A 15214-nucleotide genomic window follows, 5' to 3' on the forward strand; every position below is an offset into this window, starting at 1 on the left:
TCTTGCTTAGCCAAGACAAGATACGCAGTGGAGTGTAGAACTTTGTCATGACGGATATCAGCTTTGATAGGGAAAAGGCCAAAGTACCTTCGGAGAAGTCGAGCCATACTGGCATCCAACAACGGCTCCCTCTGTCCATGAATAAACAACAGAACAGAATTCGCGACATATTGGCTAACAGCAGGAAGGGCCTCTAGGCCACTGCAGGAAAGGTTTCTGATTCATTCAGGGATGTACACATAGAATGTGGCTTGACAATGCCACGTCATTGTCATATTTGCGATGATGTACGCTTATCCTTTGGCTGCTCGAAGAATCTGTCTGGCCTCTCAAATTTTTCTGAGACACCAAACAACAAAAGCCCGGCAAGCACACTTGCCGGGCTTTTGTTACATCTTTATTGCCTGAGATACATCTTTATTGCTTAGGCGAGAAGTTTATTGTCTGTAAACACTAGTCAAATCAAATATGCCAATGTCATTCAACGGTTACGGATTTGGCTAGATTGCGTGGCTTGTCGACGTCGGTACCGCGCGCCAGCGCGGCGTGGTAGGCCAGCAGCTGCACGGGGATGGCGTGCACCACCGGGCTCAGCACGCCGACGTGACGCGGGGTGCGGATCACGTGTACGCCCTCCGACTCGCTGAAGTGGCTGTCGAGGTCGGCGAACACGAACAGTTCGCCGCCGCGTGCGCGCACTTCCTGCATGTTGGACTTCACCTTTTCCAGCAGGCTGTCGTTGGGCGCAATCACCACCACCGGCATGTTGCTGTCGACCAGCGCCAGCGGACCGTGCTTGAGCTCGCCCGCCGGGTAAGCTTCAGCGTGGATATAGGAAATTTCCTTGAGCTTGAGCGCGCCTTCCAGGGCGATCGGGTAGTGCAGGCCGCGGCCGAGGAACAGCGCGTCGTTCTTGGCGGCGAACTTGTCGGCCCAGGTCTTGATCTGCGGCTCGAGGTTGAGGGCGTGCTGCACGCTGCCCGGCAAGTGGCGCAACTCGTCCAGGTATTGTGCCTGCTGCTCGTCGCTGACGCGGCCGCGCACCTTGCCCAGCGTCACCGCCAGCGCGAACAGGGCGACCAGTTGGGTGGTGAAGGCCTTGGTTGAGGCGACGCCGATCTCGGCGCCGGCGCGGGTGTAGAACACCAGTTCGGAGGCGCGCGGGATGGCCGATTCACGCACGTTGCAAATCGACAGCGCGGCAGTGTGACCGAGCGACTTGGCGTACTTCAGCGCCTCCATGGTATCGAGCGTTTCGCCCGACTGCGAGATGGTGACGACCAAGTGCTTGGGGTTCGCCCAAGCGTCGCGGTAGCGGTATTCGCTGGCGATCTCGACATCGCACGGTACGCCGGCGATGCTCTCGATCCAGTATTTGGCGGTCAGGCCAGCGTAATAGCTGGTTCCGCAGGCAAGAATCTTGACGCCTTCCAGCGTCGGCAGCAGCGCGGCGGCGTTGGGGCCGAACAACGCCGCGGTAAAGCCGGCGTCGAGTACCGCTTCGATGGTGTCCGACAAGGCCTTGGGCTGCTCGTGGATTTCCTTCTGCATGAAGTGGCTGTACGGGCCCAGTTCGAGCGAGGCCAGCGAGACGTCGGAGACGTGCACGGCGCGCTCCACCGGCTGGTCGTCCTTGTCGATCAGCTTGACGCCGTCACGGGTGATATAGCCCAGATCGCCCTCTTCCAGGAAAATCACGCGGCGCGTGGCGGACAGGATCGCCGAGACGTCGGAGGCGATGAAGTTCTCGCCGTCGCCCAGGCCGACCAGCAGCGGACAGCCCATGCGCGCGCAGATCAGCTCGTCCGGACGGTCCAGCGCGATCACGCCGATGGCGTAGGCACCGGTCAGTTCGCGCACGGTACTGCGCACCGCCTCGAACAGGTTGGCCGAAGCCTGGTAATAGTGATGCACCAGGTGGGCGATGACCTCGGTGTCGGTCTGCGATTCGAAGCGGTAACCCAGCCCCTTCAGCCGTTCGCGCTGCGTCTCGTGGTTTTCGATGATGCCGTTGTGGACCACGGCGATCTGGCCGTGCGAAATATGCGGGTGAGCATTGGGTTCGGTCACGCCGCCGTGCGTCGCCCAGCGGGTATGACCAATGCCGAGCTGGCCATCGAGGCCTTCGGCCAGGGTCGCGCTTTCCATTTCGGCGACGCGGCCGACACGGCGCACGCGGCGGATCTCGTTCCCCGCCAGCACGGCCACCCCGGCCGAGTCGTAACCACGGTATTCGAGGCGCTTCAGGCCTTCGACCAGAATCGGAACCACATTACGCGCTGCAATCGCGCCGACAATGCCACACATATCAGTCTTCCTTGCGGGGTCGCACCCCAAGCCTCCTCCGGCCATTCCCGGCCGAAGGTTACAGTTATCGCGATGTTTTCACTACCCGGGCTGCACGGTACCGTGCCTCAGCCCTTCTTCAGCGGACGCTGCCAGCCGGCGACCGTGGTCTGACGCGCCCGCGCCACGGTCAGCGCCTCCGCCGGCGCGGTCTTGCTGATCACCGAACCGGCGCCGATGGTGGCGCCGTCCTCCACCGTCACCGGCGCTACCAGCATGGTGCCGGAGCCGATGAAGGCGTTGTCGCCGATCACGGTCTTGAATTTGTTGACGCCGTCGTAGTTGCAGGTAACGGTGCCGGCACCGATGTTGCTGCCGCTGCCGATCTCGGCGTCACCGATGTAGGTCAGATGATTGACCTTGGAACCGACGCCGATGCGGCTCTTCTTCACCTCGACAAAATTGCCGATGTGCACCTGCTCGGCGAGTTCCGCCCCCGGACGCAGTCGAGCGTAGGGACCGATCTTGCAGCCAGCGCCGACCACCGCGTCTTCCAGGTGCGAGAACGGCGCGATCTTGCTGCCGGCCGCCACCTTGGCGTTCTTCAGCACGCAGTGGGCGCCGATCGAGACGCCCTCGCCCAGTTCGACCTCACCCTCGAACACGCAGCCGACGTCGATGCTGACGTCCTGGCCGTGGCGGAGCACACCGCGGATGTCGATGCGCGCCGGGTCGGCCAGCGTGACGCCGGCTTCCAGCAGGGCACGCGCCTGGTTCTGCTGCAGGATGCGTTCCAGTTCGGCCAGCTGCACCTTGTTGTTGACGCCGGCGGCCTGCCACGACGCCGGCACTTTCACACCATGCACGCGCACACCGTCACGCACGGCCAGTTCGATCACGTCGGTCAGGTAGTATTCGCCCTGAGCGTTGCCGTTGGACAACGCGCTGAGCCAGCCGGCCAGGCGGGCATTCGGCAGCACCAGCATGCCGGTGTTGACCTCGCGGATGGCCTGCTGCTCGGGCGCACAGTCCTTGTCTTCGACGATGGCGCGGATGCTGCCATCATTATCGCGCACGATGCGGCCGTAGCCGGAAGGGTTGTCGAGAACATCGGTCAGCAGGGCAACCTCGTCACCGGCGGCCGCCACCAGATCCAGCAGCGTCGACTGGGTAATCAACGGAACATCGCCGTACAGTACCAGTGTCTTGCCGTCGGCCGGCAAGGCCGGCAAGGCCGGCAAGGCCATCTTCAGCGCGTGCCCGGTACCTAACTGCTCGGCTTGCTCGGCCCAGCTCACCGCCGTTTCGCCAATCACCGCCCGTACCTTGTCGCCACCGTGGCCGTACACCACCACCAGCGTTTCCGGGTCGAGTGAGCGGGCGGTGCGGATCACCCGCGCCAGCATCGGTTCGCCCCCGATCGGATGCAGCACCTTGGGCAGGGAGGAGTACATGCGCTTGCCTTTGCCGGCAGCGAGAATGACGATACTGAGTCGGGCCATGAGCGTTGACTATGCGTTAAACAATGAAAAAAGGCTGCCACAGATGTGGCAGCCTTGCACTATACACGATTTGCTCGCGTGCTTTTAGTGGACACGCTTTCTGAGATAGTCGAGCGCCTTCAGCTCGGCAATCGCCACCGCCAGCGCGGCGTGGGCTTTTGCCGTGTCGAGGTCGTCGACCGACTTCTTCAACGTTTCCTCGGCGGCACGCTTGGCCTCGTTGGCACGAGCCTCGTCGATATCCTCACCGCGAATCGCCGTATCGGCCAGAACAGTGATGTGGGTCGGTTGCACTTCCATCATGCCGCCCGACACCGCCACCAGTACCTCGTCCTTGGAGCCCGGCACTGTCAGACGCAGTACGCCGGGCTTGATACGGGTCAGCAGCGGCACGTGTCGCGGATACACACCGATCTCGCCTTCCTGGGCCGGAGCCACGAGGAATTCTGCCTCACCCGAGTAGATGAGCTGTTCGGTGCTGACCACTTCCACATGCATCTTGGCCATGAGCCCTCTCCTTGGTTACAGGGACTTGGCTTTCTCAGCAGCTTCGTCGATGGAGCCAACCATGTAGAACGCTTGTTCCGGCAGGTGGTCGTACTCACCGCTGAGAATGGCCTTGAAGCCCTTGATGGTGTCACGCAGCGACACGTACTTGCCCGGCGAACCGGTAAATACTTCGGCCACGTGGAACGGCTGGGAGAGGAAGCGCTGGATCTTACGAGCACGCGCCACAACCAGCTTGTCCTCTTCGGACAGTTCATCCATACCCAGAATCGCGATGATGTCGCGCAGTTCCTTGTACTTCTGCAGGGTGGTCTGTACACCACGCGCCACAGAGTAGTGCTCGTCACCCACCACCAGCGGATCCAGCTGGCGGGAAGTGGAGTCGAGCGGATCCACCGCCGGGTAGATACCCAGCGAAGCGATGTCACGCGACAGTACCACGGTCGCATCCAGGTGGGCGAAGGTGGTGGCCGGGGACGGGTCGGTCAAGTCATCGGCAGGGACGTAAACGGCCTGGATGGAAGTAATCGAACCTTCCTTGGTCGAGGTAATACGTTCCTGCAGACGGCCCATTTCCTCGGCCAGCGTCGGCTGGTAACCCACCGCGGACGGCATACGACCCAGCAGGGCGGACACTTCGGTACCGGCCAGGGTGTAACGGTAGATGTTGTCCACGAAGAACAACACGTCACGGCCCTTGCCGTTTTCGTCCTTCTCGTCACGGAAATGCTCGGCCATGCTCAGACCGGTCAGCGCCACGCGCAGACGGTTGCCCGGCGGCTCGTTCATCTGGCCGTAGACCATCGCCACTTTGTCGAGGACGTTGGAGTCCTTCATTTCGTGGTAGAAGTCGTTACCTTCACGAGTGCGCTCACCCACGCCGGCGAACACGGACAAGCCCGAGTGCGCCTTGGCGATGTTGTTGATGAGCTCCATCATGTTCACGGTCTTGCCCACACCGGCACCGCCGAACAGACCCACTTTACCGCCCTTGGCGAACGGGCACAGCAGGTCGATCACCTTGATGCCGGTTTCCAGCAGCTCGGTGGCGCTCGACAGTTCGTCGAACTTCGGGGCCGGCTGGTGGATGGCGCGACGGGCGTCGGTGGCGACCGGGCCTGCTTCGTCCACCGGGTTGCCCAGCACGTCCATGATGCGACCCAGGGTAGCGGCACCTACCGGCACGGAGATTGCTGCGCCGGTGTTGACTACTGCCATGCCACGCTTCAGGCCGTCCGAGCTACCCATTGCAATGGTGCGCACCACGCCGTCGCCCAGCTGCTGCTGGACTTCGAGCGTCAGATCGGTGTCGACCAGCTTCAGGGCATCATAAACCCTTGGCATGGCATCGCGCGGAAACTCCACGTCGAGTACCGGGCCAATGATTTGTACGATTTTGCCTTGGCTCATTATCGGTTCCTAACTCAATAAACTTTTACAGTCTGTTACCGGCTTACACCGCTGCGGCACCGGACACGATTTCGGACAGTTCCTTGGTAATCGCTGCCTGGCGCGACTTGTTGTACACGAGTCGCAGCTGCTTGATGGCGTTACCCGCGTTGTCGGTGGCGGACTTCATCGCCACCATACGGGCAGCCTGTTCGGAAGCCATGTTTTCGGCTACCGACTGGTACACCACCGATTCGATGTAACGCTTGACCAGGAACTCCATGACGTCGAGCGCATTCGGCTCGTAGAGGTAATCCCACGAGTGCGTGTGCTCGACCACCATGTTGTCCGGGGACAGCGGAAGCAGCTGTTCCAGGGCCGGCTCCTGCTTCATCGTATTGATGAAACGGGAATACACGATGTAGACCGCGTCCAGTTCGCCATCGGCGTACTGCTTCAACATCACTGTAAGCGGGCCAATCAGTTTGTCCATCTTGGGCACATCGCCCAGATGGACCGCGCTCGCCGTCACGTTCAGGCGGGTGCGCTGGGCGGCAGAAAGACCTTTCTGACCGAGGCAGCACACGTCGACCTTGACGTCGGCATCTTGCAGTTCTTTCACCTTGGAGAAGAAGCGCTTGAGGATGTTGGCGTTCAAACCACCACACAAGCCCTTGTCCGAGGTGACGACAATGATGCCGGCACGCTGGATGACGTCGCGACGGGCAAGCAGTGGATGCTCAAGATCCGCATTAGCCTGAGCGAGGTGCGCCATGACGGTACGCACCTTCTCGGCGTAAGGACGGGCAGCGCGCATACGCTCTTGCGTTTTGCGCATCTTGGAGGTTGCCACCATTTGCATCGCGCGGGTGATCTTCTGCGTGTTCTGCACGCTTCGGATCTTGGTGAGAATCTCTTTTCCGACTGCCATTTCCTGAACCTTTCAGTTGACTACAACGTTGGCCGAAAGGCTCAGTTGAAGCTGTAGCCAGCCTTGAACGATTCGATCGCCTTGGCCAGTACCTTCTCGTGGTCGTCAGACAGGTTACCGGAGGCGTCGGTCGCCTTCAGAACGTCGGCGTGGTTAGCACGGACGTAGGCCAGGAACGCGGCTTCGAATGCCAGCGCCTTCTTGACCGGTACGTCTTCGTAGTAACCCTTGTTCACCGCCCACAGCGTCAGCGCCATTTCGGCGGTCGACAGGGTGGAGAACTGCTTCTGTTTCATCAGTTCGGTAACGATCTCACCATGCTGCAGCTGCTTGCGGGTGGCTTCGTCCAGGTCGGAAGCAAACTGCGAGAACGCAGCCAGTTCGCGGTACTGGGCCAGCGCCAGACGGATACCGCCGCCGAGCTTCTTGATCACCTTGGTTTGAGCCGCACCACCGACGCGCGATACCGAGATACCGGCGTTGATGGCCGGACGAATACCCGCGTTGAACAGATCGGTTTCCAGGAAGATCTGACCGTCGGTGATCGAGATCACGTTGGTCGGAACGAAGGCGGACACGTCACCGGCCTGGGTTTCGATGATCGGCAGAGCGGTCAGCGAACCGGTCTTGCCCTTCACGGCACCCTTGGTCAGCTTCTCTACTTCGTCTTCGTTGATACGCGAAGCGCGTTCCAGCAGACGGGAGTGGAGGTAGAACACGTCGCCCGGGTAGGCTTCGCGGCCCGGCGGACGGCGCAGCAGCAGCGAGATCTGACGGTAGGCAACGGCCTGCTTGGACAGGTCGTCGTATACGATCAGCGCGTCTTCGCCGATGTCGCGGAAGTATTCGCCCATGGTGCAGCCGGAGTACGGCGCGATGAACTGCAGCGCGGCGGCTTCGGAAGCGGCAGCGGCCACCACGATGGTGTGACCCATGGCGCCGTGCTCTTCCAGCTTGCGCACCACGTTGGCGATCGATGAAGCCTTCTGGCCGACGGCGACGTAGATACAAATGACGCCGGTGCCCTTCTGGTTGACGATCGCGTCCAGTGCCACGGCGGTCTTGCCGGTCTGGCGGTCGCCAATGATCAGCTCACGCTGACCGCGGCCGACCGGAACCATGGAGTCGATCGACTTCAGGCCGGTCTGCATCGGCTGGTCGACCGATTTACGGGCGATCACGCCCGGGGCGATCTTTTCGATCGGGGAGGACAGCTTGGCGTTCAGCGGGCCCTTGCCGTCGATCGGCTGACCCAGCGCGTTCACCACGCGACCTACCAGTTCCGGACCTACCGGGACTTCCAGGATGCGGCCGGTACACTTGACTTCGTTGCCCTCGGAGATGTGCTCGTATTCGCCGAGAATAACGGCGCCCACGGAGTCACGCTCCAGGTTCATGGCGAGGCCAAAGGTGTTGCCCGGGAATTCGAGCATTTCGCCCTGCATCACGTCTGCCAGGCCATGGACGCGAACAATGCCGTCGGTCACGGAGATCACGGTACCTTTGGTACGGGTCTCGGAGCCTTCGGCCAGGTTCTGGATCTTGGCTTTGATCAGATCGCTGATCTCAGAGGGGTTCAACTGCATGATCTCTCCTAATTCTTGAGGCTTGCTGCCATGGTGTGCAGTTTGCCGCGCACGGACGCGTCAATGACGTCGTCGCCGATCAGCACCCGCACCCCGCCAAGCAGCTCGGGGGCCACATGCACGTCAAGACGTACGGACTTGCCGTATTTCTTGGAAAGCATGCTGGTGAGTTCGGCCGTTTGCTCGTCGGTGAGAGGGAAAGCGCTTTCGACAGTCGCGTCGATGGCACCTTCAGCCTCGGCCTTGAGCAGCTCGAACTGGTCGGCGATGAACGGCAGCAACGTCAGGCGATGGTTCTCGACCAGCGTGCCGACGAAGCGTTTGACGTCTTCGCTGGCGCGCTCACCGAGTACGCCCAGCATCAGCGCCTCAACCTCTTGTGCGGTATGTTTCGGATTGGTAACCACCTGGGCTACGTCCGGGTTGCTCACCATGGCAGCCAGCCAACCGAGCGCCTCGGACCAGGCATCCAGTCGCTGCTGCTCGGTGGCAAGGCTGTATACCGCTTGGGCGTAGGGCCTTGCTACGGTAATGAGTTCTGCCATGAGTTAATTAAAACTCCGCTTTGATGGAGGCAAGCAGTTCAGCGTGCTTGGCCTTGTCGATCTCATGGCGCAGGATCTTCTCCGCACCGGCTACGGCCAGCGAGGCCACATGCTCGCGCAAGGTCTCCTTGGCACGCAGCACTTCCTGATCGATATCGGACTTGGCATCGGCGACCAGACGGGCACCCTCGGTGCGGGCCGTTTCTTTCGCCTCTTCCACGATCTGGGAGGCACGCTTTTCAGCGGCCATCACGATTTCGGTCGCTTGCTGCTTGGCTTTGCGCAGCTCGTCGCCGGCACGCTTTTCAGCTGCTTCCAGATCCTGTTTGCCACGCTCTGCCGCGGCCAAGCCATCAGCGATACGCTTGGCACGCTCTTCCATCATGTTGGTCAGCGGAGGCCAAACAAACTTCATGGTGAACCATACCAGGATGGCGAAGGTGATCGCCTGGCCCAGTAGTGTCGCGTTGAATTCCACGCTTGTTTTCCTCCAGTGTGGTGACTACAACAACCGTTTACGCTTAAGAATTAAGCGCCAGCTTTCAGGGCAGCAACAGCAGCGGCCAGGAACGGGTTGTTGAAGGTGTACAGCATGGCAACACCCACACCGATCATGGAGATCGCATCCAGCAGACCAGCGATGATGAACAGCTTGGTTTGCAGAACCGGGATCATTTCCGGCTGGCGAGCGGAGGACTCCAGGAACTTACCGCCGAGGATGGCGAAGCCCAGAGCAGTGCCGATAGCGCCGAAGCCAATGATCAGGGCAGCAGCCAGAACGGTCATCGACTGGATCTGAGAAACGAGAGCTTCCATTTATATATCTCCTAAAAGGTATTACAAGGATGGTTGGTAAAAGGGTTTGAAAAAACGTTTAGTGGGCTTCGACCGCCAGGCTCAGGTACACCGTGGTCAGCATCATGAATACGAAGGCCTGCAGCGTGATCACCAGGATGTGGAAGATGGCCCACGGTGCGCCGAGCAGCCACTGGGCGCCCCACGGCAGCAGCGCGATCAGGATGAAGATCAGTTCGCCGGCGTACATGTTGCCGAACAGACGCAGAGAGAGCGAAATCGGCTTGGCGGCCAGTTCGACCATCTGGAAGGCGAAGTTGATCGGCGCCAGCACCAGCGCCAATACCGGGTTGTGTGCGTGGAACGGTGCGGTCAGCAGTTCCTTGCCCCAGCCGCCCAGGCCCTTGGCCTTGATCGAGAAGCCGATGATGTAGAGCACCACTGACAGCGACATGGCAAACGTGGCGTTGACGTCGGCGGACGGCACCACGCGCAGGAAGACGTGATGCGGATCGTGACCCAGGGCAGCGCCGATGTTGGCGGCGATCCACGGCAGCAGGTCGACCGGCAGCATGTCCATGGCGTTCATCAGGAACACCCAGCAGAAGATGGTCAGCGCGAGCGGCGCCACCACTTTGCTCTTGCCATGGAAGATTTCCTTGACCTGGGTATCGACCATCTCGATCAGCGCTTCGACGAACAACTGCAGACGGCCCGGATTCTCCAGCTTGGCGTTGCGGGCCACCGAGGCGAATACGCCGAGGAAGACGAAGCCGAGCAGCAGCGAGATGGAGAAGGTATCAACGTGAATGCTCCAGAAGCCGCCTTCGTGCGACGAGTTCCAGAACGTCAGGTGGTGCTTGATGTACTCTGTTGCGTTGCTTGCCATTGCGCTTTCTCAATTTTTGATTAGAAGCCCGAACCAGTAGCCGGAAGTGGCTGTCATATATCCACCAAACAGTCCGACTACGGATAAATCCTTGAAAAACACCAGGGCCGCCCCAAACATCAGGAGTGTGGTGAAAAACTTCACCGCCTCGGCCTTGAAGTGCGCCTTCATCAATACCGCCGGAGGCTCATGCCGGCGCGCGAAGGCGATCTTGCCGTAGAGCAGGGCCGGAATAATGGCACACAGCCCGCCAATCACGACCGAAACCGGGAGAATCGGGGCAAAACCGCCGATCACCGCTGCCACCAGTACCGCCACCAGGGTCAGCACCACCTGCAGGCGCACGACTCGCTTTACTTCCCGATTGATCATGTCAGCAATGCAAAAAAATCGACCGATTATAGGCTTGGGGCTTGATGCCAGTCAACAAAATCCCCAATTGACATACCCGCGCCGTTGCGAATCAGGCGCTTGATTTTGCTTGCAGTTTTGCCAGCACGACGTCGAGCTCGTCGAGACTGGCGTATTCGATCGTCAACTTGCCGTGGCCACGCGCGCCATGGCGGATGCTGACGGCGGCGCCGAGCGACTCGGACAGGGTTTCGGCGAGACGCTGGATGTCGGGGTCGAGGCGGGGTTGTGGCTTGCCCTCGGGGCGGGGTGCGTTGAGGCGCTGGATGCGGCGCTCGACTTCGCGCACCGACCAGCCCTGCTCCACCACCTGCTGCGCCAGCGCGATCTGGTCGATCACCTCGAGCGGCAACAGGGCGCGGGCGTGCCCCATTTCCAGCTGCCCCTGGTGCACCAGGGTCTGCACCGGTTCCGGTAGCGCCAAGAGGCGTAGCAGGTTGGAGACGGCGCTGCGCGAGCGGCCGACGGCGTCGGCGGCGGCTTCGTGGGTCAGGCCGAATTCGTCGATCAGGCGCTGCAGGCCGCGCGCCTCCTCGATCGGATCGAGCTCCTGACGCTGGATGTTCTCGATCAGCGCCATCGCCAGCGCGGCTTCGTCCGGCACCGACTTGATCACCGCCGGTACCTCGCTGAGGCCGGCCTTGCGCGAGGCGCGCCAGCGCCGCTCGCCGGCGATCAGTTCGTAATCGCCAAGCCCGATCTCGCGCACCACCACCGGCTGGATCACGCCCTGCACGCGGATCGAGGCCGCCAGTTCGTCCAGCGCGTCTTCGCTCATGTGCGTGCGCGGCTGGTATTTGCCCGGGCGGATGCTGTCGATGGGCAGGGTTTGCAGGCGGTCGTCCGCTCCGTCAACGGTGGCTAGGAGCGCGTCCAAGCCGCGCCCGAGTCCTTTGAGTTTGGCCATGTGTCAGTGCGAGAGTGAGGGGGTTGCGGATTCTAGCCGAGCCGTCAGCTCGGCGGCCAGCGTCAGATAGGCCTGGGCGCCGCGCGAGTTGCGGTCGTAGATCAGCCCGGGCAGGCCGTGACTGGGCGCTTCGGCCAACCTGACGTTGCGCGGGATGACGGTGTCGAACACCTTGTCGCCGAAATGGCGCGCCAGTTGTTGCGACACCTGCTGCGACAGGTTGCTGCGCGCGTCGAACATGGTGCGCAACAGGCCGAGGATTTCGATCTTGGGATTGACCGCGACACGCACCTTGCGCAGCGTGGTGACCAGGTCGGACAGACCTTCCAGCGCGTAGTATTCGCACACCATCGGGATCAGCACGCTCTCGGCGGCCACCAGGCCGTTCAGGGTGAGCAGGTTGAGCGACGGCGGGCAGTCGACGAAGATGTAGTCGTACTCGCCCAGCACCTCGCTCAAGGCATTCTTCAGCCGCGCCTCGCGCGCCAGCTCGTGCACCAGTTCCAGCTCGGCACCGCCAACATCACGGTTGGCCGGCAGCACGTGGTAGCCGCCTTCCTTGGCCGGCTGGCGCGCCTCGGCGACACCGGCGTCGCCCAGCAGCACCTGGTAGACCGAGGTGGTGAGCGAGCCCTTGGCGATGCCGCTGCCCATGGTGGCGTTGCCCTGCGGATCGAGGTCGACGATCAGCACGCGCCGCCCCATCTCCGCCAGGCCGGCGGCCAGGTTGACCACGGTGGTGGTCTTGCCGACGCCGCCCTTCTGGTTGGCGACTGCGATCACGCGGCAGGTCATTGCGCCACGATCCTCACCAGATGACGCTCGGCGTCGAGACCCGGCACGGTGAGCGGCACCACTTCCGCCACGGCGAAGCCTTCCGGCAACAGCGCGATTTCCTCGTAGGGGTAAACGCCCTTCATCGCCACATACTGGCCGCCCGGGGCCAGCAGGTGGCGGGTGAGCTTGACGAACTCGGCGAGCTCGGAGAAGGCGCGGCTGGTGATGCGGTCGAATTTCTGTTCCGGCTGGTAGGCTTCGACGCGGTTGGTCACCACCTCGACGTTGTCGAGCTTGAGCTCGATCACCGCCTGGCGCAGGAAGGTGGTCTTCTTGTGGTTGGAATCGAGCAGCACCACCTGGAGGTCGGGGCGGGCGATCGCCGCCGGGATGCCGGGCATGCCGCCGCCGGAACCGACGTCTAGCAGGCGCGTGCCGCCGGCCAACTGCGGCACCAGCGTCAGGCTGTCGAGCAGGTGGTAGCTGACCATGCGCTCTTCTTCGCGCACCGCGGTCAGGTTGTAGGTCTGGTTCCACTTGGCCAAGAGCGCGAGGTAGGACTCGAGCCGGGCGATTTGTTCTTGGGTCAGGTCGAGCTTCAGCTCGGCCAGACCGTGAGTCAGTTCTGCAGTATGTGTCATGCGGTTTTTTTCGCGTCGGCAAAGCCGCGTTTAAGGTGAACCATGAGGAGGGCGACCGCGGCCGGGGTGATGCCCTGGATGCGCGAGGCCTGGCCCAGGGTTTCCGGGCGCTGGCTGTTGAGCTTCTGCTGCACCTCCTTCGACAGCCCCTTGACCAGGCTGTAGTCGATGTCGGCCGGCAGGCGCACGTCCTCGAGATTGTCGCGGCGGGCCAGCTCGTCGTTCTGGCGGTCGATATAGCCCTGATATTTGACCTGAATTTCCACCTGCTCGGCAACCGCGCCGTCATCCACGCCGCCACCGGCTTCGGCCAACGTCATCAGCGCGGCGTAGCTGACGTCGGGGCGCTTGAGCAGGTCGTGCAGGTTGTATTCGCGTTCGATCGGCTTGCCGAGCAACTGCGCCACGGCGGCCATGTCGACCTTGGCCGGGTGCAGGTAGGTGGTTTTCAGGCGTGTCTTTTCCGCCTCGACCGCGTCGCGCTTGCGGCAGAAGGCATCCCATTGCGCGTCGCCGACCAGGCCCAGGCGACGGCCGGCCTCGGTCAGGCGCAGGTCGGCGTTGTCCTCACGTAGCTGCAGGCGGAATTCGGCGCGGCTGGTGAACATGCGGTAGGGCTCGGACACGCCCTTGGTGATGAGGTCGTCGACCAGCACGCCGAGGTAGGCTTCGTCGCGGCGCGGGCACCAGCCGTCCTGGTCGCGGCTGTAGAGCGCGGCGTTGAGGCCGGCCAAGAGGCCCTGCGCGGCAGCCTCTTCATAGCCGGTGGTGCCGTTGATCTGGCCGGCGAAGAACAGCCCCTGGATGCTCTTGGTCTCGAGCGTGGACTTCAGTCCGCGCGGGTCGAAGTAGTCGTATTCGATGGCGTAGCCGGGACGCAGGATGTGGGCGTTCTCCATGCCGCGGATCGAGCGCACCGCCGCCAGCTGGATGTCGAACGGCAGGCTGGTCGAGATACCGTTGGGGTAGAGCTCGTGGGTGGTGAGCCCTTCCGGCTCCAGGAACACCTGGTGGCTGTCCTTGTCGGCGAAGCGGTTGATCTTGTCTTCAATCGACGGGCAGTAGCGCGGGCCGACGCCTTCGATCACCCCGGTGAACATCGGGCTGCGCTCGAAGCCCGAGCGGATGATGTCGTGGGTGCGCTCGTTGGTGTGGGTGATCCAGCACGGCAGCTGCTGGGGATGCAGGCTGCGGCTGCCGCGGTAGGAGAACACCGGCTCGGGGGTATCGCCCGGCTGCTCTTCCATCACCGAGAAGTCGACGGTGCGGCCATCGATGCGCGGCGGCGTGCCGGTCTTGAGGCGCCCCACCGGCAGGTCGAGCTCGCGCAGACGCGCGCCCAGCGTCGAGGCCGCGGCGTCGCCGGCGCGGCCGCCGGTGTAGTTTTCCAGCCCGACGTGGATCTTGCCGGAGAGGAAGGTGCCGGCGGTGAGCACCACGGTCTTGGCGCGGAAGGTGATGCCGATCGCGGTGATGGCGCCGGCGACGCGGTCGCCCTCGATCAAGAGGTCGTCCACCGGCTGCTGGAACAGCGTCAGGTTGTCCTGGTTTTCCAGTACGTGGCGGATCGCCGCCTTGTACAGCACGCGGTCGGCCTGGGCACGGGTAGCGCGTACCGCCGGGCCCTTGGAGGCGTTCAGGGTACGGAACTGGATGCCGCCGATATCGGTGGCCAGCGCCATGGCGCCGCCCAGCGCGTCGACTTCCTTGACCAGGTGGCCCTTGCCGATGCCGCCGATCGACGGGTTGCACGACATCTGGCCCAGCGTCTCGATATTGTGGGTCAGCAGCAGCGTGCTGCAGCCCATGCGGGCCGCCGCCAGGGCCGCCTCGGTACCGGCGTGGCCGCCGCCTACCACTATTACGTCGAAGGTTGTCGGATAAATCATGGCTGGTGAGCGCGCTGCGAACGAAAAACGGCCTATTTTACGTCAAAACCGCTGTCCTGATAAGTGATTGATTTGCTTGATTCTCCCTGTCACGGCGGCGACCACGCACCGTCACGCCACTGTCATCGCGACGACACGGCTTCGTCAAACAGGCGCTTT

Annotated in this window: 15 protein-coding genes; all 15 read right to left on the minus strand. The window is 62.3% G+C overall.

All coding sequences use genetic code 11. The annotated features are described in order from the left end of the window. Positions 1-477: 477 nt before the first annotated feature. The 15 genes from glmS to mnmG all read right to left on the minus strand — a co-directional run bounded on the left by glmS (position 478) and on the right by mnmG (position 15055). Entirely contained in the window at positions 478-2307 is a 1830-nt protein-coding gene (gene glmS / locus NH8B_RS18370) for a glutamine--fructose-6-phosphate transaminase (isomerizing) (RefSeq protein WP_014088592.1), read from the minus strand. Positions 2308-2414: 107 nt separating this feature from the next. Beyond that, on the minus strand, positions 2415-3788 hold the full coding sequence (gene glmU, locus NH8B_RS18375) for a bifunctional UDP-N-acetylglucosamine diphosphorylase/glucosamine-1-phosphate N-acetyltransferase GlmU (protein ID WP_014088593.1): 1374 nt from the start codon (positions 3786-3788) through the stop codon (positions 2415-2417). A gap of 84 nt (positions 3789-3872) precedes the next feature. After that, positions 3873-4295, minus strand: coding sequence for a F0F1 ATP synthase subunit epsilon (locus NH8B_RS18380; RefSeq protein ID WP_008952164.1), 423 nt, complete (start codon positions 4293-4295; stop codon positions 3873-3875). A 15-nt stretch (positions 4296-4310) separates the two neighbouring features. Continuing rightward, positions 4311-5705: a F0F1 ATP synthase subunit beta gene (atpD, locus tag NH8B_RS18385; protein ID WP_014088594.1), complete on the minus strand. Its 1395-nt coding sequence runs from the start codon at positions 5703-5705 to the stop codon at positions 4311-4313. Between the two features lie 43 nt (positions 5706-5748). Further along, a complete protein-coding gene (gene atpG / locus NH8B_RS18390; protein ID WP_014088595.1) occupies positions 5749-6615 on the minus strand; it encodes a F0F1 ATP synthase subunit gamma in 867 nt (288 codons plus the stop codon). 41 nt (positions 6616-6656) lie between these two features. Next, positions 6657-8201 carry a F0F1 ATP synthase subunit alpha gene (atpA, locus tag NH8B_RS18395; RefSeq protein ID WP_014088596.1) on the minus strand — a complete coding sequence of 515 codons (1545 nt, stop codon included), beginning with the start codon at positions 8199-8201 and terminating at the stop codon, positions 6657-6659. 8 nt (positions 8202-8209) lie between these two features. Next, positions 8210-8746, minus strand: coding sequence for a F0F1 ATP synthase subunit delta (locus NH8B_RS18400; protein WP_014088597.1), 537 nt, complete (start codon positions 8744-8746; stop codon positions 8210-8212). 7 nt (positions 8747-8753) lie between these two features. Beyond that, a complete protein-coding gene (locus tag NH8B_RS18405) occupies positions 8754-9224 on the minus strand; it encodes a F0F1 ATP synthase subunit B (RefSeq protein ID WP_014088598.1) in 471 nt (156 codons plus the stop codon). A gap of 50 nt (positions 9225-9274) precedes the next feature. Next, positions 9275-9562 carry a F0F1 ATP synthase subunit C gene (atpE, locus tag NH8B_RS18410; RefSeq protein WP_008952158.1) on the minus strand — a complete coding sequence of 96 codons (288 nt, stop codon included), beginning with the start codon at positions 9560-9562 and terminating at the stop codon, positions 9275-9277. Between the two features lie 58 nt (positions 9563-9620). Beyond that, entirely contained in the window at positions 9621-10430 is an 810-nt protein-coding gene (gene atpB, locus NH8B_RS18415) for a F0F1 ATP synthase subunit A (RefSeq protein ID WP_014088599.1), read from the minus strand. 9 nt (positions 10431-10439) lie between these two features. Then, entirely contained in the window at positions 10440-10802 is a 363-nt protein-coding gene (locus NH8B_RS18420) for an ATP synthase subunit I (RefSeq protein ID WP_014088600.1), read from the minus strand. 91 nt (positions 10803-10893) lie between these two features. After that, on the minus strand, positions 10894-11748 hold the full coding sequence (locus tag NH8B_RS18425; protein WP_014088601.1) for a ParB/RepB/Spo0J family partition protein: 855 nt from the start codon (positions 11746-11748) through the stop codon (positions 10894-10896). 3 nt (positions 11749-11751) lie between these two features. Continuing rightward, positions 11752-12543, minus strand: a complete 792-nt coding sequence (locus tag NH8B_RS18430) for a ParA family protein (RefSeq protein WP_014088602.1) — start codon at positions 12541-12543, stop codon at positions 11752-11754. Continuing rightward, positions 12540-13166 carry a 16S rRNA (guanine(527)-N(7))-methyltransferase RsmG gene (gene rsmG, locus NH8B_RS18435; RefSeq protein ID WP_014088603.1) on the minus strand — a complete coding sequence of 209 codons (627 nt, stop codon included), beginning with the start codon at positions 13164-13166 and terminating at the stop codon, positions 12540-12542. Before rsmG ends, NH8B_RS18430 begins: the two co-directional genes overlap by 4 nt. Continuing rightward, the gene (mnmG, locus tag NH8B_RS18440) at positions 13163-15055 is read right to left on the minus strand and encodes a tRNA uridine-5-carboxymethylaminomethyl(34) synthesis enzyme MnmG (RefSeq protein ID WP_014088604.1); all 1893 of its coding nucleotides are present in this window, start codon (positions 15053-15055) and stop codon (positions 13163-13165) included. Before mnmG ends, rsmG begins: the two co-directional genes overlap by 4 nt. Between the last annotated feature and the right edge of the window lie 159 nt (positions 15056-15214).

It is taken from the genome of Pseudogulbenkiania sp. NH8B (assembly GCF_000283535.1).
Lineage (GTDB): Bacteria > Pseudomonadota > Gammaproteobacteria > Burkholderiales > Chromobacteriaceae > Pseudogulbenkiania > Pseudogulbenkiania ferrooxidans.